The following is a 23,545-nucleotide window of genomic DNA, read 5'->3' as shown; positions in this document are numbered from 1 at the left end:
CTTCGACCGGAGTCGGTGCCGTATGCCGTCAGCCGCGGCTGACGTGGAAGCGCTGGAGCGCGCAGGTGCCGATGTCGATGTCGGCCCAGTCCCCCGGGTAGCTGAGGATCGCGAGGCCGCTCGTGACGAAGCCTCGGCCGAGGGCATCGTGTGCCTCTCGCGAGCCCTCGCCGTCGGTGAGCATGGTCGTCAGGTGCGCCATGGTCGGGTTGTGGCCGACGACGAGCACGGTCGCCATGTCCCCCGCATCCTCGCGGAGCGTCTCGAGCGTCTGCTCCGAGCCGCCGAGGTACACGCTCTTGCGGTACTCGACGAACTCCGTCTGGGCACCCCCGTGGCAGGCCTCGTCCCAGGTCTGGCGGGTGCGTTTGGAGGTGGAGCAGATGACCAGGTCAGGCACGAGCCCCTGCTCGCGGAGCCAGGCTCCCGCGGCCTTCGCATCGCGCCGGCCGCGGCTCGCCAGCTCGCGGTCATGGTCGGGCATGCCCTGGCCTTCCTCCGCCTTGGCGTGACGCATGAGGATGAGGGTTTTCTCTCTCGCTGCGCTGCTCATACCAAGAGAGCATGCTCCCGACCCGCGGCCTTTGTCAGCCCGACGCCGAGGCTCAGCGGGGCCGCGCGATCACAGGCTCAGCTCGGGCTTGATCCGCGCCGGGGTCCACACGCGGGCCCGGCGCGCCGCCACGGTCGAGACCGCGAGCGCACCGACGAGGAATGCCGCGAGCACCCCGAGGTCGCCTAGCACCGGCGCGAGGTCGGCGCCGTACATGAGCCGGCGCAGACCGTCGATGGCGTAGGTCATGGGCACGACGTGGTGGATGGCCTGCAGGGGCGCAGGCAGCGTCTGCCACGGGAACGTGCCGCCGGCACTGACGAGCTGCACGACCATGAAGACGAGGCCGAGGAACTTGCCGACCGCGCCGAGCCGGGCCGCGAGCGCGTGCAGGATGGCCACGAACGTGAGCGACACGAAGCCGAGGAAGAGGACGGCGAGTACGGGTTGCGCGACCCGGATGTCGAGGCCCATGGATACGACCGCGTAGAGGGCGAGGGTCTGGACGAGCCCGACGGCCACCGGCGCGAGCCAGCCGCCGAGGGCGGTGCGCAGGGACCGCTGGCTGGTCGCGAGGGCCCGCGTGGAGAACGGGCGGACGAGCAGGAAGAGCGTGTAGGCGCCGATCCACAGGGCCAGGCTGAGGAAGAGCGGCGCGAGCCCGGCTCCGTAGGTCCCGGCGGCCGCCATGCTGTCGGATGACACCGAGACGGGGTCACCGATGGTCGCCGCGACGGCCTTGCGCTGGGCGTCCGTCGGGTTGGGCACCGAGTCGCGGCCCTTGGCAAGCTCCGAATGCAGCTTCGTGGCGCCGTCGGCCAGCTTGTCGATGCCCGCCTCGAGCTGGGCGACCCCGTCGGCGAGGGAGTCGCCGGCAGTCGCGGCCCGGGTGGCGCCCGTCTGCAGGTCGGCCGCCCCGGCGGCGAGCCGCCCGAGCCCGGCGTCGAGTGTGCCGGCCCCGTCGCGCAGTGAGCGGGCACCGGTCGCTGCCTGGTGGATGCCGCTCGTCAGTGCCGGCGTCGCGTCGGCGAGCGCCTGCGAACCGGCGGCGACCTGTGCTGCGCCACCCGCGAGGCGGTCGAGGTCGGACGACGCCTGCTGGATCGTCCCGTCGGCCTGCATGACCGCACTGTCGAGACGGTCGAGGCGTGCTTCGACGCGAGCGACCTGGTCCTCGGTCAGGCCGGCGGTGCGGAGCTCGTTGACGAGTGCGCTGCGCTGACCTGCCATTTCGGTGCGAAGGGTCGTGGACGCCGTCGCGACCGTGCGCCCGATGCCGGCGATCTTCGCGTTTCCGGCGGCGACCTGGGACGCCCCGTCAGCGAGCTCTTCGGTCTGTGCGGGCAGGCCGGCGGTGCGCGAGTCGAGCGTCGCGAGGCCGCTCGCGAGCGTCGTCGCTCCGTCGTGGAGGCGGCCGGCGCCGACGGAAGCCTGGGCGATGCCGGAATGAAGCTGCGTGGCACCGGCCGCCAGGTCCTGCAGCCCCGCAGCGAGCTGGTGCGCGCCGGAGGACGCCTTGGCGGCCCCGGCATCCGCCGAGGCCAGCCCGGACCGCACCTGCTCCGCTCCGTCGACGGCCTTGCCCAGCTGGTCGTGGATGTCGCTGAACCCGAGGAGCATCCGGTCTGCGGCGGTCTGGCTCACCTGCGAGGCGACCGATGCACGGACCTCCTTGATCACGGTGTTGCCCATGATCGAGGTCATGTAGTTGTTGGCGTCGTTGGTCTCGAGCACGACAGTCGCCTTGCGCGGCTCGAGGTCACCCGTCGCGGCGAGGTCTGCCGAGAACGTCGCTGGGAGCAGCACGGCGAAGGAGTAGCGCCCATCGTGCACCCCGGCGAGGGCCTCGTCGCGCGAGACCTGGTGCCAGTCGAAGGTCTTGGAGTCGACGAGGTGGTCGGCCACGCCCGCACCAGCGTCGAGCCGGCCCCCGGACTCGAGGGTGGCGCCGGTGTCGTCACTGACCACGGCCGCCGGGACCTGTGAGAGGGCGCCGTACGGGTCGTGGTTGGCATAGAGGTAGAGGCCGCCATAGAGCGTCGGGATGACCACGAGCGCGATGAGCCCGAGCCGGGCGAGGCGTGAAGACGTCAGGCGTCGCAGCTCGGCGACCGCCAGCCGGACAGGGCTCATGCCAATGCTCCGGTGACGGTCAGGGGTGCGAGGGTGGCGGCGGTCGCCGGCGCGCAGAGGACGACGACCGTGAGGCCGCGGGCCGTCAGAGCGCGGGCGGCCTCGAACCACTCGTGCGGGTCGCCGCCGTGGCGGTCGGGCCCGACGAGCACGACGACGCGGACGCGCGGGTGCCAGGAGCCGAGCTCGAGCAACAGTCGCGTGCGCCGGCCGGGCGGCAGGCTCTCCCACCGGCGGCCGGCCGTGGCGGACAGGTCTCGGTCGGTGAGGAACTCACTGACGTCCCGGCGCGACGACGGGCGTTCCGCGAGCGCGAGCTCCTCCGCGATGACGGCCCGGAGCGGGAGGGCGTCCTCGGGAGCCGTCACGTCGGGGACGTCGACCAGCCGGGTGCGCACCTGCAGCTCGGCCCGCTCGGCGCTCCCACCGATCGTGAGCGACCCTGTCATGAGGTCTACCCGGCCGCCGATGGCCAGGGCCAGTGCGACCTGGGCAGCACCCGGGTCGACCGCGACCACCGTCACCTCGCCGCCTGGGGCGACGAAGTCGACCCCCTGGACGAACGGCTCGTGTGTCCCTCGAACGGACACGTCTCGTGCGACGACCTCTCGCGCGTCCACCTGAATCTCCTCGTCGACGGGCCCTTCCCGTCTTCGATACAAGTATGCATCCAATACATGGTCGTATTCAATTCGAGGTTGTATCGTGTGACGTATGCCGCGTCCGACGCCTCCCCCACCCGCAGACCCCCGCACGTCTCGACCGACACGCATCACGGCACGTCGTCGCGCCACTCGCGAGCGGCTGCTCGACGCAGCGAGCGAGGTCTTCGCCGAGCGTGGCTTCCACGGTGCGAGCGTCGAGGACATCTGCGACCGCGCAGGCTTCACCCGCGGCGCCTTCTACTCGAACTTCTCGTCGAAGGACGACCTCGTCGTCGAGCTCTCCACCCGCCAGTCCGAAGCGCTCGTCGAACGGGTGCGCGAGGCGAGCAGTCGCGAGAGCGCCAGCGCCCAGGACGTCCTACGAGACGTCTTCGCGGCGATCTCCGGTGACGGCCAGAGCCGGGATCAGTGGTTCGTGCTCACCACGGAGTTCACGCTGCATGCCATCCGCGACGCTGCGGCCAGGCGGTCGTGGGCGGCCCAGCAGCGCCGTATCAGGGACGAGCTCGTCGCCGTCGTCGACGAGGCGGTCGCGCGGCAGGGCATCACCCTGCCGATGCCGACCCAGATCTTCGTTCGGGCCGCCGTGTCACTCGTGCACGGCTCGATCACCCAGCGGCTCATCGAGCCGCGCTCGCTCGCCGCAGGGGAGCTCGAACGGACCGTCCTTCCGGTCCTGCTCGGCCTCGACCCCTGAGCGCAGACGCTGCCCCCTCCGTCGAGTGAGCACCCCGTCACACCAGCCCCACGCGCACCCCCACGGCTCAGTGATAGGAGTGACCGAGCGCTCACTCGACTGGGACGGGGGGACTCGGCTAGGGCGGATGGGACGGGGCGCTCACTCGACTGGGACGGGGCGGTCACTCGACTGGGGCCGGGGGCGTCACCCGCGCTCTGGGTGCGGGGTCAGCCGCCGGAGACGGCGTTGATGATGTGGACCCGGGCTCCTGCGGGGACCGGAGTCGCGACCCCGGCGCCGCGTGTCGCATCCTCGCCATTGACGAAGATCTTCACGTGACGCCGGATCTGGCCGCGCTCGTCGCGGACCTTCCCGTCGAGGATCCGGTGCTCGGAGAAAGCGCGGTCGAGCACCTGGGCGACGGTCTGCTCGTCGCTCGGCGACTCGACCTCGATCTCGGCCACGCCACCCACAAGGTCGCGAAGCATTCCCGGCAGGATCAGCCGGACGGGAGCGGACGGCATACGAAACCCCTTGCGCCTCAGGCGATCTGGGCGGCGCGGACCACCAGGACGTCGGGCAGCTGAGTGGCAACCCGCTGGAACGACTCACCCTCGTCGGCCGAGGCGAAGACGTCGCCGTTGCGGGTGCCGACGTAGACACCGACCGGGTCGTGGTCGTCGAGTGCCGCGGCGTCGCGCAGCACGCAGGTGTAGCTGTGGTCCGGCAGGCCCTTGTCCTGCTGGTGCCAGGTCGCGCCCGAGTCGTCGGAGCGCTGGACCTGCAGCTGAGCACCCGGCGGGATGCGCTCGCCGGAGTCGGCCACGGGCACCACCCACACGACGCCGGGCTTGCGTGGGTGGGCGAGGATCGTGAACCCGAAGTCGGTGGGCAGGCCGTCCGCGATCGACTGCCAGCTGCGGCCGTTGTCGGCCGACCGGTAGACGCCGTTGTGGTTCTGGGCGAAGAGCTCCCCGTCAGCCTGTCCGCGCGCGACCTTGTGCACGCACTGGCCGTACTCCGGGTACTCGTTCTCGGGGTTGAACCCGGCACGAATCCCCGGGTTGCTGGGCTCCCAGGTCGCCCCGGAGTCGCCCGAGCGGTAGACCCCGCCGGCGCTCATCGCGACGAGGAGGTTCTCCGGGTGGCCGGGCTCCGGCACGATCGTGTGCACCGCACCCCCACCGAAGCCGGGCTCCCACGTGGGCCGGTGCGGGTGGTCCCACAGCCCGCGGACGAGCTCGTACTTCTCCCCGCGGTCGGTGCTCTTGAACAGCGCGTGCGGCTCGACGCCCGCCCAGACGACATCGGAGTCGTTGGGGTCGGGGGCGAGCTGCCAGATGCGCTCCAGCGCGGTGTCGGTGTCGGACGGGAACGCGACCGCACGCTCGGCGCTCTCGGTCCACGTGCGGCCGCCGTCGGTGCTCGCCTGCACGGTGGGGCCCCAGTGCCAGGACTTGACGCCGGCGAGGATGGTCGAGCGGCCCTCGCGCGTGTCGATCGCGACCGACGCGACCTCGCTCATGAGGAAGTGCGGACCCTCGACGGACCACTCCTGCCGGTCGTTGCTGCGAGCGATCCAGAGCCCTTTGCGGGTGCCAATGGCAACGATGGTCTCGGTCATGTTGACAGTGTCCACTAGGCCACTGACACTGACAAGGTATGCCGCGTTGCCAGGTCGCCGGTTCGTGATGGCGTGCGGGCTGCACCGGGACCGGGTCAGGACCCTCCGGCGACGACGTTGTCGAGCGGGCTCCCGGCGAGCATGGCCTCTACCTGCCGCCGGACCAGCGCCTTGGCACGTGGTCGCATCGCCTGCGTCGCTCCCCCGATGTGCGGCGTGATGATCACCCCTGGGGTGGTCCACAGCGGATGACCGGCAGGCAGCGGCTCGGGATCCGTCACATCGAGCGCGGCGCGCAGCCGGCCCGTGGCACATGCCGCCGCCAGTGCTTCGGTGTCGACCACCGCCCCCCGCGAGACGTTGACGAGCAGCGCGCCGTCGCGCATCCGGCCGAGCAGGTCGGCGTCGACCAGCCGTCGCGTCGATTCAGTCAGCGGGACGATCACGACGACGACGTCGTGCTGGCCGACCAGGTCCGGCAGCTCGTCGATGCCGTGCACCTGATCGACGAGGCCGTCGCCGGGCCTGGCCTTCGACGCGACCGCAGCGACGGTCACCTCGAAGGGCTGGAGACGCCGTGCTATCGCCCGGCCGATCCGGCCGTAGCCGACGACGAGGACGGAGCGGTCGGCCAGCGACGGGCGGATCGTCAGTGGCTCCCAACGCGAGTCAGCTTGTGCCGCAAGCAGCTCCGGGAGCTCCCTGACCGAAGCCAGGGTGAGCGCCACCGCGAGCTCGGCCGTCGAGGCGTCGTGGACACCCGCCGCGTTGCAGAGCAGCACACCGTCGGGCAGCCCGTCGACGAACTGCTCGTAGCCGGCACTCTGGATCTGGACCGCCTGCAGCGACTCGAGCCCGGGCGTGATGTCCGGCATTCGCAGCTGTGTCATGTACGGCACGACCGCAAGCTGGATCTCCGCTCCTCGGGAGTGCCGAGACGCCATGTCCCACACGATCACGTCGGCGCCGTCGAGGTCCGCGAGCGACGCGGCATAGTCGGGCTCGGGCACGGAAACGACAAGCGGCTGGCGAGTCATGCGAACACGCTAGCGAGCGCGGAGACCGAGGCGGCGGCGGCCCCGTTCGCGGGCAGCCATGGGACACAATGAGGTATGCCGCACCCCTCCCGATCGGTCCGCCGCGCCCTCGCGAGCGGCGGGTGTGCGGCCGCGCTGCTCCTGGCGGGGTGCACGTCCGATGGACCTGACGACTCTCAGAGCTCCGGCACCACCGCGCCGGCGACCGCGACGGCCTCAGGAACGATCCCGGCCACGGGCTCCCCGACAGCCTCGGTCCCGCCGAGCTCCGGCGGCGCCGCGCCGCAGCCGGCCGGACCCGTCACGCTGCTCGGGAGCCTCGACGTGCCGTGGTCGATCGCCGTCCTGCCCGACGGCACGGCCCTCGTCAGCGAGCGAAACACCGGCCGGATCTACCACGTACCGAAGCCCGGGACCACGGGCGCGCCCCGGGTCGTGGGGAGGCTCCCGATCCAACGCACGGAGGGCGAAGGGGGTCTGCTCGGGCTTGCAGTGCCCGCCGACTTCGACGCCAACCCCGTCTTCTATGCCTACTACTCGACCGACAGCGACAACCGAGTCGCGGCCGTGCCGTGGCGGGGTGACAGCATCGGCGACCCGAACGTCGTCTTCTCCGGCATCCCGCGAGGGATCAACCACAACGGCGGCCGGATCGCCTTCGGGCCCGACGGCTACCTCTACATCGGCACCGGCGAGGCTGGCGACACCTCCCTGTCGCAGAACCTCGGGTCGCTCGGCGGCAAGATCCTGCGGATCACCCCGGAAGGCGCACCGGCCCCCGGCAACCCGTTCGGCGGCTCGGCGATCTGGTCCTATGGCCACCGCAACGTCCAAGGTCTCGCATGGGACAGCCGGAAACGCTTGTGGGCCAGCGAGTTCGGAGCCAGCACGTGGGACGAGCTCAACCTCATCCACGCCGGCGACAACTACGGGTGGCCGACCGCGGAAGGCAAGGTCGACAACCCCGAGTTCGTCGACCCGGTCGCCCAGTGGCCGACATCCGACATGTCGCCGAGCGGCATCGACATCGGACCCGACGGCGCCGTCTACATGGCCGCGCTTCGCGGACAGTCGGTGTGGCGAGTGCCGCTCAACGCCGACGGCACCGCAGGCACGCCGACCCGTCACCTCGAGGGGGTCTACGGCCGGATCCGCGACATCAAGTTCGTCGGCGGGCGGGCCTGGATCCTCACGAGCAACGGCAGCGACGACCGCCTGCTGTCCCTGCCGGTCGCCGCTGTCGGCGTTCGCGCCGGCTGAGCCTCCACGGCCTTGCGAGCCACCCCGGCGCCAGGTCTGAGCCGGGCCCGCCCGATGTGGCTAGCGTGTAGCCGTGCGGCAGCCAAGCCGCGTACTCGGAAGAAGGGGACGAGCGCATGACGGAGTACGACGAGATTCTCAACCAGGTTCCGATCGACGAGCTGGCCGCACAGCTCGGGGTGGACCGCAGCGAGGTGCAGCAGGCCGTCGAGAGTGCGCTGCCGGCCCTGCTCGGCGGGCTCCAGGCGAACGCCTCGGACCCAGCCGGTGCCAGCTCGCTCATGGCAGCGCTGTCCGACCATCAGGCACCGGTGTCGACCCTCGGGGACATCGACGAGAACGACGGACAGGCGATCGTCGGAAACATCTTCGGCGGCAACACCGACCGGGTCGTGAACCAGCTCGGCGGCCTGGGCTCGGGCGGGTCCGGTAGCGGCATGGGCGGCCTCGTGCAGAAGCTCCTGCCGCTGCTCGCCCCGATCGTGATGTCGTGGCTGGCCAACAAGATCGGATCGGGCGGCCTCGGGAGCGTGCTCGGCGGCGGGTCGGCCGGCGGACAGACCCAGACCGACACCGGCCCGCTGTTCCCGGGCGGCCAAGGCGCCGACAGCGGACCGGTCCAGTCGCCGAGCGCCGGCGGGTCGTCCAACCCGCTCCAGGACATCCTCGGGCAGGTGCTCGGTGGCGCAGCCGGCGGCTCGGGCGGGTCGGGAGGTGGCGCGGGCGACATCCTCGGCGGCCTGCTCGGCGGCCTCCTGGGCGGCGGCAAGCGCTGAAAGCCCGCTCCGTCGGCGCCGCGGTGACTCGGCGCCGACGGAGCACGGTCAGCTGGTCAGCACGTCAGCTGGTGAGCTTGGCCAGGATGAGCTCGCGGGCCTTGCCGGCGTCGGCCTGGCCCTTCATCTCCCGCATCACCTGACCGATGAGGGCGCCGGCCGCCTGGACCTTGCCCGCGCGGATCTTCTCGGCCACATCGGGGTTCGCCGCGATGACCGTGTCGACGGCGGCCTCGAGCGCGCTGTCGTCCTGCACGAGCTCCAGACCGCGAGCGTCCGCGACGGCCGTGGGCGAGCCCTCGCCGCCGAGCACGCCGTCGAGCACCTGCCGAGCCATCGAGTCGTTGAGGCGTCCCGAGGTGACGAGGCCGTCGAGCTCGGCGATGGCCGCGGGTGTCAGACCCAGCCCGGCGGCATACGTGACGATGTCCTGGCCCTCGGCGTTCGCACGGCGGGACGGCTCACCGAGCCACCACTTCTTCGCCGCAGCAGCGCTCGCCCCGGCCGCAACGGTCTCCTCGATGAGCTCGACTGCGCCCGCGTTGACGACGTCGCGCATCTCGAGATCGCTGTAGCCCCAGTCGGACTGGAGGCGCTTGCGCCGGACGGCAGGGTTCTCCGGCAGGGTCGACCGCAGCTGCTCGACCCAGTCGCTCGCGGGCGCGACCGGCACCAGGTCGGGCTCCGGGAAGTAGCGGTAGTCCTCCGCGTCGGACTTCTCGCGGCCCGACGTCGTGACGCCGGTGTCCTCGTGCCAGTGCCGTGTCTCCTGCAGGATCGAGCCGCCGGCGTCGAGGATCGCGGCGTGGCGCGAGATCTCGTAGCGCACCGCTCGCTCGACGGACCGCAGCGAGTTGACGTTCTTGGTCTCCGTGCGAGTGCCGAGCGGGACGGCCAGCTGCTCGGCACCGGTCGGGTCGTCGCCGACCTTGACCCGCAGTGACACGTTCGCGTCGCAGCGCATCGAGCCCTGCTCCATCTTGACGTCGCTGACATCCAGGGCGCGCATCAGGTCACGCAGGGCGGACACGTACGCGCGAGCGACCTCGGGCGCCCGCTCCCCCGTGCCCACGATGGGCTTGGTGACGATCTCGATGAGCGGGATGCCGGCGCGGTTGTAGTCGACGAGGGAGTACTCGGCACCGTGGATGCGACCGGTCGCGCCACCAACGTGGAGCGACTTGCCGGTGTCCTCCTCCATGTGGGCACGCTCGATCGCGATGCGGTGCACCGTGCCGTCCTCGAGCTCGACGTCGAGGTACCCGTTGAAGGCGATCGGCTCGTCGTACTGCGAGGTCTGGAAGTTCTTCGGCATGTCCGGGTAGAAGTAGTTCTTCCGGGCGAACCGGCACCAGCCGGCGATCTCGCAGTTCAGCGCCAGGCCGATCCGGATCGCGGACTCGACCGCCTTCTCGTTGACGACCGGGAGGGCACCCGGCAGGCCGAGGCACACCGGGCACACCTGCGAGTTCGGCTCGGCCCCGAAGACGGTGGGGCAGCCGCAGAACATCTTCGTGGTCGTGTGCAGCTCGACGTGGACCTCGAGACCCATGACCGGGTCGAACTTCGAGACGGCCTCGTCGTAGTCCATGACCTGGTCGGTCGTGACGGCGGTCATGTCAGGCTCCCTTCGCGGTCGTGGCGGCACCCAGCTCTGGCGCGCGGTCGAGGATCGGGCCGCCCCAGCGGTCGACGAGCGCGGCCTCCAGCGCAGCGCCGACCGAGTAGAGCCGCTCGTCCTTGGTCGCAGGAGCGAGCACCTGGATGCCCACCGGCAGGCCGTCCTCCTGCGCCAGTCCCGACGGCAGCGACATGCCTGGGACACCCGCGAGGTTGGCCGGGATCGTCGCGATGTCGTTGAGGTACATCGCCATCGGGTCCTCGAGCTTGTCGCCGAGCTTGAACGCCGTCGTCGGCGCGGTCGGGCTGACGAGGACGTCGACCTTCTCGAAGGCGTTGGCGAAGTCCTGGGCGATGAGAGCTCGCACCTTCTGGGCCGAGCCGTAGTAGGCGTCGTAGTAGCCGGAGCTCAGGGCGTAGGTGCCGAGGATGATGCGGCGCTTGACCTCCGGACCAAAGCCGGCATCGCGCGTGGCGTTCATGACCTGCTCGGCACTGGGCGAGTCGATCCCGTCGGGCAGCACTCGGAGGCCGTAGCGCATCGCGTCGAACTTGGCGAGGTTGGAGCTCGCCTCGCTCGGCAGGATCAGGTAGTAGGCGGCGAGCGCATAGTCGAAGTTCGGGCAGCTGACCTCGACGACCTCGGCGCCGAGCTCCTCGAGCAGCGCCACCGACTCCTCGAAGCGCGACCGGACGCCGGCCTGGTAGCCCTCGCCACCGAGCTCCTTGACGACACCGATCCTCATCCCACGCACGTCGGCAGCGCGCGCGGCCTCGACGACAGGAGGCACCGGCGCGTCGATCGACGTGGAGTCCATCGGGTCGTGCCCGCCCATCACGGCATGCAGCAGTGCGGTGTCGAGCACCGTGCGCGCGCAGGGGCCGGCCTGGTCGAGCGAGCTCGCGAGGGCGACGAGGCCATAGCGGGACACCCCGCCGTAGGTCGGCTTGGTCCCGACCGTGCCCGTCACTGCGGCCGGCTGCCGGATCGAGCCGCCCGTGTCGGTGCCGGTGGCCAGGGGCGCCTGGAACGACGCGACCACCGAGCTGGACCCACCACCGGACCCACCCGGGATGCGCTCGAGGTCCCACGGGTTGCGCGACGGACCGTAGGCGGAGTGCTCCGTCGAGCTACCCATGGCGAACTCGTCCATGTTCGTCTTGCCGAGGATCGGCAGCCCGGCCTCCCGCAGCTTCGCGACGACGGTCGCGTCGTAGGGCGGGATCCAGCCCTCCAGGATCTTGCTGCCGCACGTCGTCGGGATGCCCTTGGTCGCCATGACGTCCTTCACGGCGATCGGGACGCCCGCGAGCGCACCGAGGGCCTCGCCGGCGCTGCGGCGCTGGTCGACCGCACGCGCCTGCGCGAGCGCACCCTCGGCATCGACGTAGAGGTACGAGTGCACCTGGCCGTCGACGGCCGCGATGCGGTCGAGATGGGCCTGGGTCGCCTCGACCGAGGAGATCGCCTTGGTCGCGAGGGCGTCCGCGAGGTCGGCGGCGGTGGCCCGGGTCAGGTCGGTTGGCAGGTCGCTCACGTCAGTTGCCTTCGTCGTCGTTCTGCTGCAGGGGGTTCGTCGGGTGCCCGCTCGAGGGCAGTGTCGCCGGTATGCCGGGTGGCCGGCCACGCGGCATACGCGGCGGGGGCTGGGCGGCTGGTCAGTCCTCGTCGAGGATCCGCGGCACGGAGAAACGCTGCTGCTCGGACTCAGGCGCTCCCGAGAGCGCCGCCTCGGTGCCGAGCGTCGGGCGGACCACGTCGGGCCGCGTCACGTTGGTCAGCGGCATCGGGTGCGACATCGGCGCCACGCCCTCGGTGGGCGCCTGCTGGACCTTCTCCACGGACTCCAGGATCACCCCGAGCTCGCCGACCATGCGGTCGAGCTCGGCGTCGGACAACGCGATGCGGGCGAGGCCGGCGAGGTGGGCGACGTCGTCGCGGGTGAGGGATGACATGCGGGCCAGTCTATGGGTCGACCACGCTGCCCCGGACCTCGCCCGCCACGCCCACGGGCCGGCTTTCGGACGCGGTCAGTCGCGGCTCCGCCGCCGGTCGAGCACGAAGCGCCGGACCACGTTCCGGCCGGTGCCCCAGATGCCGTGCCGGAACAGCAGCACGATGACGACGAAGATCGTGCCGGTGATGAGCCCGATGCCCTCGAAGCCGGAGCTCGCGAGATAGTCCTCGAGGGTCACCACGACCGCGGCGCCGACGAGGCCACCCCAGAGGGTGCCGATGCCACCGAGCACCGTGATGAGCACGACCTTGCCCGACGTCGTCCACGCGAGCTCCTGCAGCGAGGCGAAGCCGTGGCCGACAGCGAACACCCCACCGGCGAGACCCGCGAGCCCGGCCGAGATGACGAACGCCTTGATCTTGAACCGCTCGACGTCGTAGCCCAGCGCCCGAGCGCGGGCCGGGTTGTCCCGCACGGCCACCAGGACGCGGCCGAACGGGGAGCTGACCACCCGCCAGGCCACGAGGATCCCGACGAGGATGAGCGCGGCGCCCGCGTAGTAGAAGTAGAAGGAGTCGGTCTCGACCGCCTCGATCCCGAAGAAGTTCCTGGGGATCCCCTGAAGGCCGTTCTCGCCCCCGGTGAGGTCCCGGGCCTGGTTGGCGATGAAGTAGATCATCTGGGCGAACGCGAGCGTGACCATCGCGAAGTAGATGCCGGTGCGCCGGACCGACAGGTAGCCGATCGGCCAGGCGATGAGCATCGCGAAGACGGCCCCGCCGAGCACCGCGACCGGGAACGGCACGCCCCAGTGGATCGCGATGAGCCCGGTGCAGTACGCCGACCCGCCCCAGAAGGCGGAGTGCCCGAAGCTGAGCAGCCCGGTGAAGCCCAGCAGCAGGTCGACGCTGATGGCGAACAGCCCCCAGCAGAGGATGTCCATCGCGACCGGCGGGTAGACCCAGTACGGCAGCAGCACCAGCACGGCCAGCCCGCCGAGCAGCAGCACGTAGCGCAGCGGGTTGCGTCGCGACAGGATCGAGGGCTCGGCCAGGTCGACGTCGACCTTGGCGGTCAGCTGCTCGCTCATGCGACCTCCTCCCGTCCGAACAGGCCCGACGGCCTGACGAGCACGACAGCTGCCATCAGCACGAAGATGACGATCTGGGCGTATGCCGGGGCGTAGGCGATGCCGTACGCCTCGACGAGACCGACAAGGAACCCGCCGACAACGGCTCCGAGGATCGAGCCGAGGCCGCCGATGACGACCACGGCGAACAGGATGATGATGAAGTTGCTCCCCATCTCGGCGGTGATCGCGCGGGTGGGTGCGGCCAGGACGCCGGCTAGGCCCGCGAGCGCGATGCCGAAGCCGAAGACCGGCGTGACCCAGCGTCCGACGTTGATGCCGAGCGCGCGGGTCCGTTCGGGTGCCTCGGTCGCGGCGCGCACGATCATGCCGACGCGGGTCCGGGTGAGCACGAGCCCGACGGCGAGGCAGACGATGACGGAGAAGACGCAGGCGAAGATCGCGTACACCGACAGGTTCACGCTGCCGACCGTCACCTGCCCGCCGAGGCCCGCGGGGATCTGGTACGGCAGCCCGGAGACGCCGTACCTCAGCTTCACCACCTCGACGAGGATCAGGGTCAGCCCGAAGGTGAGCAGGAAGTTGTACAGCGGGTCCAGCGGCAGCAGCCACCGTACGAGCAGCCGCTCCATGAGCACCCCGAAGAGGAACATGATCACCGGGACCACCACGAGCGCTGTCCAGAACCCGAGGTGGAGCTCGGCCAGGAGCACCGCGGACAGCACGGCGCCGAGCATGTAGCAGGCGCCGTGCGAGAAGTTCACGACGCCGAGCACGCCGAAGATGACGGCGAGCCCGAGCGCCGACAGCGCGTAGAAGCCGCCGGCCGCGAGGCCCTGCAGGGTGTACTGGATGAGTTCGCTCATGTCGCTTCGCTCGTGTCGGGGACGGTCCCCGTATGCCGCCCGGCGCGCGTGTGACCGAACGCGCCGGACGGCATACAGGCTGGGTCTGTCCTTGGCTGGCTCAGGAGTGCGTGCAGGCGGGGTTCGGGTCGCCGTAGGCCTCGGCAGCCGGGATCGTCTTGACGATGTCCTCGTAGTCCCACTCCTCGGGCGCGGAGGCCTTCACCTTGGCGAGGTACACGTCGTGGATGACGGCGTGGTCGGCCTTGCGGACCTCGCCGTTGCGCAGGAACACGTCGTTGATCTTCTTGCCCTCCAGCTTGGCGACAACGTCGTCGGCGTTGTCGCTCCCCGCCTCCTGCACCGCCTCGAGGTAGTTCATGGCGGCCGAGTAGTTGGCGGCGTGGGCGAACGACGGACGGGTGTTTGTCTTCTCCTTGAAGCGGTCCGCCCAGGCCTTGTTCTGCGCGTCGTAGTTCCAGTACCACGCGTCGGTGAACTGGGTCCCGGCGAACTGGTCCACCCCGAGCGAGTGGATGTCGGTGATGAACATCAGGCCGACCGCGAGCTGGACCTGGCCCTTGAGCGGGCTCTGGTTGAACTGCTTGACGAAGTTGATGAGGTCACCGCCCGCGTGCATCGAGCCGATCACCTTGGGGCTGCCCTCGCCGGCCTTGGTGATGAAGGTCGCGAAGTTGTCGCTCGGGAAAGGCGAGGCGATCGACTGGCCGACCGTGCCGCCCGCGGCGGTGACCTCCTTGGTGAAGGACTTGTTCATGTCCTGCCCGAAGGCGTAGTCGGGGTAGACGATGTTCCAGGAGGTGCCACCTTCTTTGGTGATGGTGCCGGCGGTGCCTCGGGCGAGGACCGCCGTGTTGTAGGCCCAGTGGAACGTGTACTTGTTGCACTTGTCGCCAGTGAGGGCGGTCGTGCCCGCGCCGATGTTGATGTAGAGCTTCTTCTTGTTGGCGGCCTGGGTGGCCACGGCGAGCGCGGCGGCGGAGTTCGGCACGTCGAGGATGACATCAGCCTTCTGGCGGTCGTACATCTCCTGCGCCTTGGAGTTCGCGATGTCGGCCTTGTTCTGGTGGTCGGCGGTGACGATCTCGATGTCTTTCGCGACGGCCTTGTCGCCGTACTTGGCCTTGTAGTCGTCGATCGCGAGCTGGATGGCGACCTTCGAGTTCGGACCGGACAGGTCCTTGTACACGCCGGACTGGTCGTTGAGCAGCCCGATGACGACCTTTCCGTCGGACAGGGCGCCCGAGCCTGCGGACTGCGGGCCGCCGGCACCGCCGCACGCGGCGAGCGCGAGCGAGGCCGACGTCGCGATGGCGACCGGCGCAATGATGTTCCTGCTACGCATGAACCCTCCTGGGTTGCCTGAATGAGCTGGTGTTCCGGTGTCGGTGGTCCGCCGGCCCGCGGCTCGGGCAGGAGGGCCGGGTGCCTTACATCCCGAGATAGGTGAGCAGCTCGCTGGTGCGAGCCGAGAAGTCGTCGTTGCCGAGGTGCTCGACGACCCTGCCCTGCGCCAGCAGGTAGTGCCGGTCGGCGACGGTCGAGGCGAACCTCACGTTCTGCTCGACGAGCAGGACGCCGACCCCCTGACTCTTGATCTCGCGGATGATGTCGCCGATGCGCTGCACGATGACGGGGGCCAGACCCTCGCTCGGCTCGTCCAGAAGCAGCAGACGCGACCCCATCCGCAGGACCCTGGCCATCGCGAGCATCTGCTGCTCGCCGCCGGACAGCTTGGTGCCGGCAAAGTCCCGCCGTTCGTGCAGCACGGGGAAGAACTCGTAGATCCGATCGAGCGACCACGCATCCTGGTGGACCACTGGGGGCAGCAGCAGGTTCTCGGCAACGGTGAGGCTCGCGTAGATCCCGCGGTCATCCGGCACCCAGCCGATGCCCGCGCGGGCCCGGGCGTCGGCCGAGGCCAGGGTGAGGTCGGCCCCGCCGAACCCGACGGTGCCCTGGACCTGTCGGTGCAGGCCCATGACCGAGCGGAGCAGTGTCGTCTTGCCGGCGCCGTTGCGCCCGACGAGCGTGACGACCTCGCCTTCGCCGACCTCGATCGACACGTCCGTCAGCGCTCGGGCCTCGCCGTACCACGCCGAGAGGCCGGAGACTCGCAGCATCCCGGTCGTGTGCTCGGCCTTGGCTGCGGCGCTGCCCGACGCGAGCGTCGCGGTGGTCGACTCGTCACTCATGTGCTGCTCCGAGGTATGCCGCGATGACCCGCTCGTCGTCGCGAACCTGGTCGTAGGGCCCCTCGGCCAGGATCTGGCCGGACTGCAGCACGGTGACGTGGTCCGCGAGCGACCCGACGACGTGCATGTTGTGGTCGACGAAGACCACCGTGCGTCCGGTGGCGATCTGCCGCACGAGGGCGATGGTGCGGTCGACGTCCTCGATACCCATCCCCGCCGTCGGCTCGTCGAGCAGCAGCAGCTTGGGGTCGAGAGCCATGGCGATGGCGAGCTCGAGGGCGCGCTTCTGGCCATAGGCGAGCGACGAGGCCGGAGCACCCGCTCGGTCGGCCAGGCCGACCTGCTCGAGCAGGCCCATGGCCCGGTCCTTGAAGACGGCCAGTCGGGTGACGGATCGCCACCACTGGTTCCCCATGCCGGTCGGGCTGGCGAGGGCGAGCTCGAGATGCTCCCGCAGGGTCATCGCGTCGAACAGGCTGGTGATCTGGAACGAGCGCGCGATCCCGAGGGGTGCGATCTGCTCAGGGGCCTTCCCGGTGATGTCGCGCCCGTCGAACAGGACCGAGCCGGACGATGGGGTGAGAAAGCCGGTGAGCAGGTTGAACAGCGTCGTCTTGCCAGCGCCGTTCGGACCGACGAGCGCGTGGACGGTGCCGGCCGCCACCGACAGGTTCACGTCAGAGACGGCCCGGAATCCGCGGAACTCCTTGGTCAGCGACCGGGTCTCCAGCAACGGCGTACCCGCCAAGACGTGCACCTCCTCGTGCTTCGTGCCTCGTGTCCCCTCGACCTCCACGCCACGAGCGGCGTGGAGTCTCGGGTCTCGACTTCGGGAAAGCCTAGGGAGGGCAAACCGTCAGAAGACGGGTGGGTCCCACACATCTCGGGCGTGGCTATAGGGGCCCGCCACATGCCCGGTCCGGCGACCAGCCGCCGGGTCACAGACGGGTCTGGCCCCGGTTACGACCCGGTCACAACCCCGGCCCGATCCGGTGCCCGGCGGTCAGAGACGGTCAGAGGCGATCGAGCCGGTCAGAGGCGGTCGAGGGCGGTCAGGTAGCGCCGGGTCGCGATTGCCTGCGCTGCTCGAGTGAGCCGGTCCACTGTGCATTCCAGCCGCCGGTACCCGTGCGGCACGGATCCGCCCGCGAGCTCGTCCGACGGGTAGGTCAGTGGCGCAGAGCGCCACCGGGCCGCTCGGTCCTCGCCAAGTCGCTGAACCGACATCAACCCATCGTGCCGCACGCCGATCGGAAGCTCAGGCGACGTAAAGGAGCTGGGCGAGGTAGAGCTCGATGCGGTTGCGCGGGTCGAGCGTGAGGCCAGGCAACAGCGGGGGCGCCTGCGAGGCGTACTGGTGCCCGGTGGGAGTGGTCGTGACCACGGTGTGTACGGGGCGCCTGGCCTGGCCGGCGGGTCCTCCCCGCGAGGCCGGTGCTATGGCGGCCGACCAGCCGGGTAGCTGCTTGAGGTGATTGCAGCGCACGCACAGCCCTTGGCCGTTGTCGGCGCTGGTCGGCCCTCCCAGGGCGTGATCATGGACGTGGTCGAGGTGCCGCACCGGTGCGTCGCACCATGGCGTCCGGCAGGTCGCCGCGTCCCGCGCGACCAGGTAGCGGCGCAGCCCGCCGTCGAACGTGCGCCGGGCCGAATCCATCGCGACCAGTTCGGTTCCGCTCGGGTCGCTGTAGAGCCGGCGCAGCCAAATCCGGGCCCGAGACCCTTCGACGTCGCCATGGACCCCAGTCTCGGCACGTTCCTCTCCGACGGCGCCGTCACTGTCGCGGGCGTCGACGGCAGGATTTGTGGGCGCCTGCCCGCTCACCGCTGCCCCGGAAGGCACAGCCTCGCAGGTCACGACATCGGAGGATGCAGGGATGGCGGGCGCGGCGTCGGTGGGCGCGGCGAGCAGCTCCCGCGCCCACCCTGCCGGGACCGTGCCATATCCGGTCAGCTGCGCCGGACGGTCATCACCGGCGAACAACGCCCGGTCGGTCATCACCAGCTGCACCTCGACCGGCACATCCTGCGCCCGCGCCTGCCCGGTCACCCGCATGACCAGCTCATCGGCCATCACCTGACCCTTGCCGCGCCCGTCACCCATGGCCCGGGCCGAGTCCGCCGCCGCGGTCAACGCGGCGTGCGCTGCCACCGCCTGCGCCACCGGCAGCAAGGCGCTCAGATACGCCATCGTGTCGGGAGCCGGCCGAATCGTGACCCGCCGCTCGGACTGCGCCCGCGCCGAGCGGGCCAGCACCGAACCCGGGTCCAGCTGATAGGCCACCGCACGCACCCGACGAACCAGCTCTCTGTTCCCCAGCAACCCCAGCCGCGCCCCGAGGCGCCCAGCGATCTCCACATCGACCAGGCGTCGGTGGGCCGGATCCAGCTCGGCGGTCTCCCGGGCGATGATCATCGCCCGCCACTCGCTGATCAGCCCCGCCTCCAGCGCCGCCAGCGTGTGCGGCATCTCGCGCACCAGCCGCAGCGCGAACACCACCTGCTGCGAGCCCTGCGCCGGCGACATCCGGCGGGCCAACGCCACCTGGGCTGACACACCGTTCCTGCCCACCCGAGCCCGCCTGCGGCTCCCTGGCCCACTCTCCCCGGCGCGGCCCTCGGCCGGCTCGGCCGGCTCGGCCGGCCAGAACGTGGCCCGGTCCGCCTGCTCCCGCGCCGCACGCCACCCCTCGAAGTCACCCGCCGCCGAGCATTCCCGCGCCCGCGCTCGCCAGGCCTGGGCCGCCTCGGCCTGGGAGTCCACGAACGCCGCCGTAACCCGAGCCTGCGCCGCCGCCGCGGCGGCCTTGACCTGCTCCAGCATGCCCAGCTGGTCGACCCGCTCGGCATCATCGACCCGCACATCCAGTCGGCACAGCGCCTCGACCACGGACCCCAGGTCCCCGGTCGCCAGCGCTGCTCCATCTTCGAACATGTGTTCGATCCTAGTGCCAGCCAAGGACACCGCCGAGTCATCATCCACAACACGAATCCCGTCGACGCAAACAAGCAAGGGGATCGCGTACCGGGGTGGGCTGCCGTGTGCCGTGGTGCTGGGGTGGCGGCGCGCTCACTCGTCCCGGGGGTGGGGCCGCCGTATGCCGTGGGGCTGGTGTGACTGCGCGCTCACTCGACTGGGGCCTGGGGGCGTAAGCACGCGCCGCGCAGTCGAGACCGCGCAGTCGAGACAGCGGAGTCGAGACCGGCTCCGGCGAGTCGGCTCAGTCGGGCGAGCCGGTCTGGAGCAGGCGGCGGAAGCCGCTCTCGTCGAGCACCGGGATGCCGAGCTCCTCGGCCTTGGCGGCCTTGGTGCCGGCGTTGGCACCCACGACGACGAAGTCGGTGTTCTTCGACACGGAGCCGGATGCCTTGCCGCCGCGGCTGATGATCGCCTCCTTGGTCTCGTCGCGCGAGAACCCCTCCAGCGATCCGGTGACCACCACGGTCTTGCCCTCGAGGGTGCGCTCCACGGACGCGTCGACCTCGTCCTGCATACGGACCCCCGCCGCGGCCCACTTGCGGACGATCTCGGCATGCCAGTCGACCGCGAACCACGCCGTCACCGCCTCCGCGATGACGCCACCGACGCCCTCGGCCTCGGCGAGCTCCTCGGTGGTGGCCGAGCGGATCGCGTCCATCGAGCCGAACTGGGTGGCCAGGGCCCGGGCGGCAGTCGGCCCGACGTGGCGGATGGACAGGGCGACCAGGACCCGCCACAGCGGCTGGGTCTTGGCCTTCTCGAGCTCGGTGAGCAGCTTCTCGCCGTTCGCCGACAGCACGCGGCCCTCCACCACCCGGTCGGCGGAGTCGGTCTTCTTCGCCGCCCTGGTGTAGAGGGCCACCGACGACAGACGCTCGCGCGTGACCCCGAACTGTCCCGCCAGCTCGCTGTCCTGCGGCGGCGCGAAGAGGTCGCCCTCATCTGTGAGGATGCCGGAGGTCAGCATCGCGACGGCACCCTCCCAGCCGAGGGCCTCGATGTCGAGCGCCGAACGCGACGCGAGCGCGAAGATCCGCTCGCGCAGCTGGCTCGGGCAGGACCGGGAGTTGGGACAACGGATGTCCTTGTCGCCCTCCTTCTCCGGCGCCAGGGGCGTGCCGCACGCGGGGCACTCGGTCGGCATGACGAACGGGCGCTCGGTGCCGTCGCGCAGGTCGACGACCGGGCCGACGATCTCGGGGATGACGTCGCCGGCCTTGCGGAGCACCACCGTGTCACCGATGAGCACGCCCTTGCGCTCGACCTCGTAGGCGTTGTGCAGCGTGGCGTTCTCGACGGTGGAGCCTGCCACGACGACGGGCTTCATGACGCCGTACGGTGTGACCCGTCCGGTGCGCCCGACATTGACGCGGATGTCGAGCAGCTTGGTGTTGACCTCCTCAGGCGGGTACTTGAACGCGATCGCCCAGCGCGGCGCCCGCGAGGTCGCGCCGAGCTGGCGCTGCAGGGCCACCTCGTCGACCTTGACGACGATGCCGTCGATCTCGTGCAGGCCGTCGTGGCGGTGCTCCCCGTGGTAGGTCACGAACTCCTCGACCGCTTTGATGTCGTCGAGGACGCGCACCTTGTCGGAGGTCGGCAGCCCCCACTCGTGCAGCGCGGCATACGCCGCGCTCTGGCGCTCGATGTCGAACCCGCGGCGCGCCCCGATGCCGTGCACCAGCATCTGGAGCTGCCGGGTGGCGGTGACCTTCGGGTCCTTCTGCCGCAGCGATCCGGCAGCGGCGTTGCGCGGGTTGGCGAACGGCGCCTTCCCGGCGTCGACCAGGCTCGCGTTCAGGTCGGCGAACGCCGCGGTCGGGAAGAACACCTCGCCGCGGATCTCGACCAGATCCGGCACGTCGTCGCCCGCAAGGCGGTCAGGGATGCCGCGGATCGTCCGGACGTTGTTGGTGACGTCCTCGCCCGTCCGCCCGTCGCCGCGGGTGAGCGCGCGCGTGAGGCGCCCCTTCTCGTAGAGCAGGTTGATCGCCAGGCCGTCGATCTTGAGCTCGGTGAGGAAATGCGCACCCGGGCCGACGTCGCGCTCGACCCGGTCCGCCCAGGCCTCGAGCTCCTCGAACGAGAAGGCGTTGTCGAGACTGAGCATGCGCTCGACGTGGTCGACGGTCTGGAAACCGGTCGCGAACGAGGCCCCGCCGACGTTCTGCGTCGGGCTCTCGGGCGTGCGCATCGAGGGAAACTCCTCCTCGATCGCGTTGAGCCGGCGCATGATCTGGTCGTACTCGCCGTCGCTGATCGTCGGCGCATCCTTGACGTGGTAGGCGAACTGGGCCGCCGACGCCTGCTCCGCGAGGTCAGTCCACTCCTGGTGGATCTCGGTGGGCACCTCGTCGGTGATCGGCGCCGGACCGGTCGCCGGGGTGGTCGCTCGGGCTGCGGTGCCTGTGGTCTCGCTCACCCGCTCATCCTGCCAGCCGGCGCCGACAGGCGGCGGGGTGCGGCGCAGGTCACGCCGGTCCTGCGACCTGGCCCGCTGCACCCTCTGTTCACGACCGGACCGACCGGTAACAATGGGCGCGACCACGCGTTGCAAAGGAGCTTCGATGTCAAACCTCGCCACCAACCTCGCCGCGACCGCGTCCAGGATCCCGGACAAGGTCGGCATCAAGCTCGACCAGATCGAGGTCACGTGGTCGGCACTGCACCGGGCCGCGGCCACGGTCGCCGGCCAGCTGCGGGCAGCGGGTCTCGAGCCCGGCGACCGTGTGTCGCTCATCCTTCCCAACGTGCCGGCATACCCCGTGACGTTCTACGGCGTCCTGCTGGCGGGCGGCGTTGTCGTGCCGATGAACCCGCTCCTGAAGGCCGGCGAGATCCAGTACTACTTCGAAGACAGCGGTGCCCGGTTCAGCTTCGTCTGGCCCGACTTCGCCGAGGAGGCCGGCAAGGCGGCCGCCGAGACGGGGACCCGGATCCTGGTGTGCGGGCCGATGGGCCCCGCCGACGGGCAGTTCGACGCGGCCGAGTCGGCGGGTGAGCCGGTCCTCGACCCGGTCCCCCGGGCAGACGACGAGACCGCCGTGATCCTCTACACCAGTGGTACGACGGGCAAGCCCAAGGGCGCCGAGCTGACGCACTTCAACCTGCACCAGAACGCCCACCGGTCGGCCGACGACATCATGGAGATGACCGAGGACGACGTCATCATGGGGTGCCTCCCGCTGTTCCACGTCTTCGGGCTCACCTGCGGCCTCAACACCTCGGTACAGCGGGGCTGCACGCTGACGCTCATCCCGCGGTTCGACCCGGCCAAGGCGATCGAGGTCATCGGGCGCGACCGCGTGACGATCTTCCAGGGCGTGCCGACGATGTATGCCGCGATCCTCAACCACCCCGACGCCGACGGCGCCGACACCTCGAGCCTGCGCACGTGCGTGTCGGGTGGGTCGGCGATGCCCGAGGCCGTGATGCGGGCGTTCGAGGCGAAGTTCGGCTGCCAGATCCTCGAGGGCTACGGCCTGTCCGAGACCTCACCGGTCGCCTCGTTCAACATGCCCGACCGGCCGACCAAGCCGGGAACGATCGGCCGCGCCATCCCCGGATGCGAGATGAAGCTGGTCGACCTCGAAGGCAACGAGACGGCGTCGGGCGAGATCGGCGAGATCGCGATCCGCGGGGAGAACATCATGAAGGGCTACTGGAACCGGCCCGAGGCCACCAAGGAGGCCATTCCCGACGGGTGGTTCCGCAGCGGGGACCTCGCGACGGTCGACGAGGACGGCTACTACACGATCGTCGACCGCAAGAAGGACATGATCATCCGGGGCGGCCTCAACGTGTACCCCCGCGAGGTCGAAGAGGTGCTCTACACCCACCCCGACGTCCTCGAGGCGGCTGTGGTCGGCGTGCCGGACGACCTCATGGGCGAGGAGGTCGGCGCGGCGGTCGTTTTCCGGCCCGGGTCGACCGCGACGCTTGACGACGTGCAGGCGTTCGTCAAGGACCGGATCGCGGCATACAAGTACCCGCGCCGGCTCTGGACCCTCGGCGAGCTCCCGAAGGGACCGACCGGCAAGATCCTGCGCCGGGAGGTCCGCCCACAAGGGTGAGCCAGCCCGGAATGCGTTGAGGGCCAACGGGGCTCG

General features: G+C 70.5%; 21 protein-coding genes. 4 read left to right on the top strand and 17 right to left on the bottom strand.

Translation table 11 applies throughout. The features are described 5' to 3' along the window. Nucleotides 1-28: 28 nt before the first annotated feature. From ACYVLP_RS09520 to ACYVLP_RS09510, 3 genes are all read right to left on the bottom strand, one after another. Nucleotides 29-517, bottom strand: a complete 489-nt coding sequence (locus ACYVLP_RS09520; protein WP_460627102.1) for a SixA phosphatase family protein — start codon at nt 515-517, stop codon at nt 29-31. A 105-nt stretch (nt 518-622) separates the two neighbouring features. Beyond that, on the bottom strand, nt 623-2,686 hold the full coding sequence (locus ACYVLP_RS09515) for a YhgE/Pip domain-containing protein (protein WP_460627101.1): 2,064 nt from the start codon (nt 2,684-2,686) through the stop codon (nt 623-625). After that, nucleotides 2,683-3,306, bottom strand: a complete 624-nt coding sequence (locus ACYVLP_RS09510; RefSeq protein WP_460627100.1) for a hypothetical protein — start codon at nt 3,304-3,306, stop codon at nt 2,683-2,685. Before ACYVLP_RS09510 ends, ACYVLP_RS09515 begins: the two co-directional genes overlap by 4 nt. 94 nt (nt 3,307-3,400) lie before the next feature. On the opposite strand from ACYVLP_RS09510, the gene ACYVLP_RS09505 reads away from it, so the two are divergent. Beyond that, nucleotides 3,401-4,048: a TetR/AcrR family transcriptional regulator gene (locus tag ACYVLP_RS09505; RefSeq protein ID WP_460627099.1), complete on the top strand. Its 648-nt coding sequence runs from the start codon at nt 3,401-3,403 to the stop codon at nt 4,046-4,048. Nucleotides 4,049-4,257: 209 nt separating this feature from the next. Here the strand turns inward: ACYVLP_RS09505 and ACYVLP_RS09500 are convergent, their stop codons facing one another. The 3 genes from ACYVLP_RS09500 to ACYVLP_RS09490 form a co-directional block, all read right to left on the bottom strand. Further along, on the bottom strand, nt 4,258-4,554 hold the full coding sequence (locus tag ACYVLP_RS09500; protein ID WP_452268629.1) for a MoaD/ThiS family protein: 297 nt from the start codon (nt 4,552-4,554) through the stop codon (nt 4,258-4,260). 17 nt (nt 4,555-4,571) lie between these two features. Beyond that, a complete protein-coding gene (locus ACYVLP_RS09495; protein ID WP_460627098.1) occupies nt 4,572-5,654 on the bottom strand; it encodes a WD40/YVTN/BNR-like repeat-containing protein in 1,083 nt (360 codons plus the stop codon). Between the two features lie 95 nt (nt 5,655-5,749). Beyond that, nucleotides 5,750-6,691 carry a 2-hydroxyacid dehydrogenase gene (locus ACYVLP_RS09490; protein WP_460627097.1) on the bottom strand — a complete coding sequence of 314 codons (942 nt, stop codon included), beginning with the start codon at nt 6,689-6,691 and terminating at the stop codon, nt 5,750-5,752. 75 nt (nt 6,692-6,766) lie between these two features. Here ACYVLP_RS09490 and ACYVLP_RS09485 point away from each other — a divergent pair, with 75 nt between their 5' ends. Further along, nucleotides 6,767-7,951, top strand: coding sequence for a PQQ-dependent sugar dehydrogenase (locus ACYVLP_RS09485; protein ID WP_460627096.1), 1,185 nt, complete (start codon nt 6,767-6,769; stop codon nt 7,949-7,951). Nucleotides 7,952-8,067: 116 nt separating this feature from the next. Continuing rightward, on the top strand, nt 8,068-8,727 hold the full coding sequence (locus tag ACYVLP_RS09480; protein ID WP_460627095.1) for a DUF937 domain-containing protein: 660 nt from the start codon (nt 8,068-8,070) through the stop codon (nt 8,725-8,727). Between the two features lie 64 nt (nt 8,728-8,791). Here the strand turns inward: ACYVLP_RS09480 and gatB are convergent, their stop codons facing one another. The 11 genes from gatB to ligA form a co-directional block, all read right to left on the bottom strand. Next, nucleotides 8,792-10,345: an Asp-tRNA(Asn)/Glu-tRNA(Gln) amidotransferase subunit GatB gene (gene gatB, locus ACYVLP_RS09475; protein ID WP_460627094.1), complete on the bottom strand. Its 1,554-nt coding sequence runs from the start codon at nt 10,343-10,345 to the stop codon at nt 8,792-8,794. Nucleotide 10,346: 1 nt separating this feature from the next. Then, nucleotides 10,347-11,876: an Asp-tRNA(Asn)/Glu-tRNA(Gln) amidotransferase subunit GatA gene (gatA, locus tag ACYVLP_RS09470; RefSeq protein ID WP_460627290.1), complete on the bottom strand. Its 1,530-nt coding sequence runs from the start codon at nt 11,874-11,876 to the stop codon at nt 10,347-10,349. 130 nt (nt 11,877-12,006) lie between these two features. Beyond that, nucleotides 12,007-12,303, bottom strand: coding sequence for an Asp-tRNA(Asn)/Glu-tRNA(Gln) amidotransferase subunit GatC (gene gatC, locus ACYVLP_RS09465; RefSeq protein ID WP_452268635.1), 297 nt, complete (start codon nt 12,301-12,303; stop codon nt 12,007-12,009). 75 nt (nt 12,304-12,378) lie between these two features. Next, nucleotides 12,379-13,395, bottom strand: a complete 1,017-nt coding sequence (locus ACYVLP_RS09460) for a branched-chain amino acid ABC transporter permease (RefSeq protein ID WP_460627093.1) — start codon at nt 13,393-13,395, stop codon at nt 12,379-12,381. Beyond that, complete coding sequence (locus ACYVLP_RS09455; protein WP_460627092.1) at nt 13,392-14,261, bottom strand: branched-chain amino acid ABC transporter permease; 870 nt, start codon at nt 14,259-14,261, stop codon at nt 13,392-13,394. Before ACYVLP_RS09455 ends, ACYVLP_RS09460 begins: the two co-directional genes overlap by 4 nt. Nucleotides 14,262-14,361: 100 nt before the next feature. Beyond that, on the bottom strand, nt 14,362-15,606 hold the full coding sequence (locus ACYVLP_RS09450; RefSeq protein WP_460627091.1) for an ABC transporter substrate-binding protein: 1,245 nt from the start codon (nt 15,604-15,606) through the stop codon (nt 14,362-14,364). Between the two features lie 85 nt (nt 15,607-15,691). Beyond that, nucleotides 15,692-16,456 carry an ABC transporter ATP-binding protein gene (locus ACYVLP_RS09445; RefSeq protein ID WP_460627090.1) on the bottom strand — a complete coding sequence of 255 codons (765 nt, stop codon included), beginning with the start codon at nt 16,454-16,456 and terminating at the stop codon, nt 15,692-15,694. Further along, the gene (locus ACYVLP_RS09440; protein WP_460627089.1) at nt 16,449-17,204 is read right to left on the bottom strand and encodes an ABC transporter ATP-binding protein; all 756 of its coding nucleotides are present in this window, start codon (nt 17,202-17,204) and stop codon (nt 16,449-16,451) included. The genes ACYVLP_RS09445 and ACYVLP_RS09440 overlap by 8 nt, the downstream gene beginning before the upstream one ends. A 284-nt stretch (nt 17,205-17,488) precedes the next feature. Continuing rightward, nucleotides 17,489-17,683: a hypothetical protein gene (locus ACYVLP_RS09435; protein ID WP_460627088.1), complete on the bottom strand. Its 195-nt coding sequence runs from the start codon at nt 17,681-17,683 to the stop codon at nt 17,489-17,491. 31 nt (nt 17,684-17,714) lie between these two features. Continuing rightward, nucleotides 17,715-19,391 carry an HNH endonuclease gene (locus ACYVLP_RS09430; RefSeq protein WP_460627087.1) on the bottom strand — a complete coding sequence of 559 codons (1,677 nt, stop codon included), beginning with the start codon at nt 19,389-19,391 and terminating at the stop codon, nt 17,715-17,717. 286 nt (nt 19,392-19,677) lie between these two features. Further along, nucleotides 19,678-21,858: an NAD-dependent DNA ligase LigA gene (gene ligA, locus ACYVLP_RS09425; protein WP_460627086.1), complete on the bottom strand. Its 2,181-nt coding sequence runs from the start codon at nt 21,856-21,858 to the stop codon at nt 19,678-19,680. Between the two features lie 145 nt (nt 21,859-22,003). On the opposite strand from ligA, the gene ACYVLP_RS09420 reads away from it, so the two are divergent. Then, nucleotides 22,004-23,509 (top strand): long-chain-fatty-acid--CoA ligase, encoded by a 1,506-nt coding sequence (locus tag ACYVLP_RS09420; RefSeq protein ID WP_460627085.1) that lies wholly within the window; start codon nt 22,004-22,006, stop codon nt 23,507-23,509. Nucleotides 23,510-23,545 lie beyond the last annotated feature (36 nt).

The organism is Intrasporangium mesophilum, from assembly GCF_054783095.1.
This window is presented reverse-complemented; position numbering and strand designations above follow the sequence as displayed.

Coding starts and splice junctions, on each gene's coding strand:
- ACYVLP_RS09505 (WP_460627099.1), top strand. CDS start 3,401: ATGCCGCGTCCGACGCCTCCCCCACCCGCAGACCCCCGCACGTCTCGA.
- ACYVLP_RS09490 (WP_460627097.1), bottom strand. CDS start 6,691: ATGACTCGCCAGCCGCTTGTCGTTTCCGTGCCCGAGCCCGACTATGCC.
- ACYVLP_RS09455 (WP_460627092.1), bottom strand. CDS start 14,261: ATGAGCGAACTCATCCAGTACACCCTGCAGGGCCTCGCGGCCGGCGGC.
- gatB (WP_460627094.1), bottom strand. CDS start 10,345: ATGACCGCCGTCACGACCGACCAGGTCATGGACTACGACGAGGCCGTC.
- ACYVLP_RS09480 (WP_460627095.1), top strand. CDS start 8,068: ATGACGGAGTACGACGAGATTCTCAACCAGGTTCCGATCGACGAGCTG.
- ACYVLP_RS09450 (WP_460627091.1), bottom strand. CDS start 15,606: ATGCGTAGCAGGAACATCATTGCGCCGGTCGCCATCGCGACGTCGGCC.
- ACYVLP_RS09430 (WP_460627087.1), bottom strand. CDS start 19,391: ATGTTCGAAGATGGAGCAGCGCTGGCGACCGGGGACCTGGGGTCCGTG.
- ACYVLP_RS09460 (WP_460627093.1), bottom strand. CDS start 13,395: ATGAGCGAGCAGCTGACCGCCAAGGTCGACGTCGACCTGGCCGAGCCC.
- gatC (WP_452268635.1), bottom strand. CDS start 12,303: ATGTCATCCCTCACCCGCGACGACGTCGCCCACCTCGCCGGCCTCGCC.
- ACYVLP_RS09435 (WP_460627088.1), bottom strand. CDS start 17,683: ATGTCGGTTCAGCGACTTGGCGAGGACCGAGCGGCCCGGTGGCGCTCT.
- ACYVLP_RS09495 (WP_460627098.1), bottom strand. CDS start 5,654: ATGACCGAGACCATCGTTGCCATTGGCACCCGCAAAGGGCTCTGGATC.
- ACYVLP_RS09520 (WP_460627102.1), bottom strand. CDS start 517: ATGCGTCACGCCAAGGCGGAGGAAGGCCAGGGCATGCCCGACCATGAC.
- ACYVLP_RS09445 (WP_460627090.1), bottom strand. CDS start 16,456: ATGAGTGACGAGTCGACCACCGCGACGCTCGCGTCGGGCAGCGCCGCA.
- ACYVLP_RS09485 (WP_460627096.1), top strand. CDS start 6,767: ATGCCGCACCCCTCCCGATCGGTCCGCCGCGCCCTCGCGAGCGGCGGG.
- ACYVLP_RS09420 (WP_460627085.1), top strand. CDS start 22,004: ATGTCAAACCTCGCCACCAACCTCGCCGCGACCGCGTCCAGGATCCCG.
- ACYVLP_RS09515 (WP_460627101.1), bottom strand. CDS start 2,686: ATGAGCCCTGTCCGGCTGGCGGTCGCCGAGCTGCGACGCCTGACGTCT.
- ACYVLP_RS09500 (WP_452268629.1), bottom strand. CDS start 4,554: ATGCCGTCCGCTCCCGTCCGGCTGATCCTGCCGGGAATGCTTCGCGAC.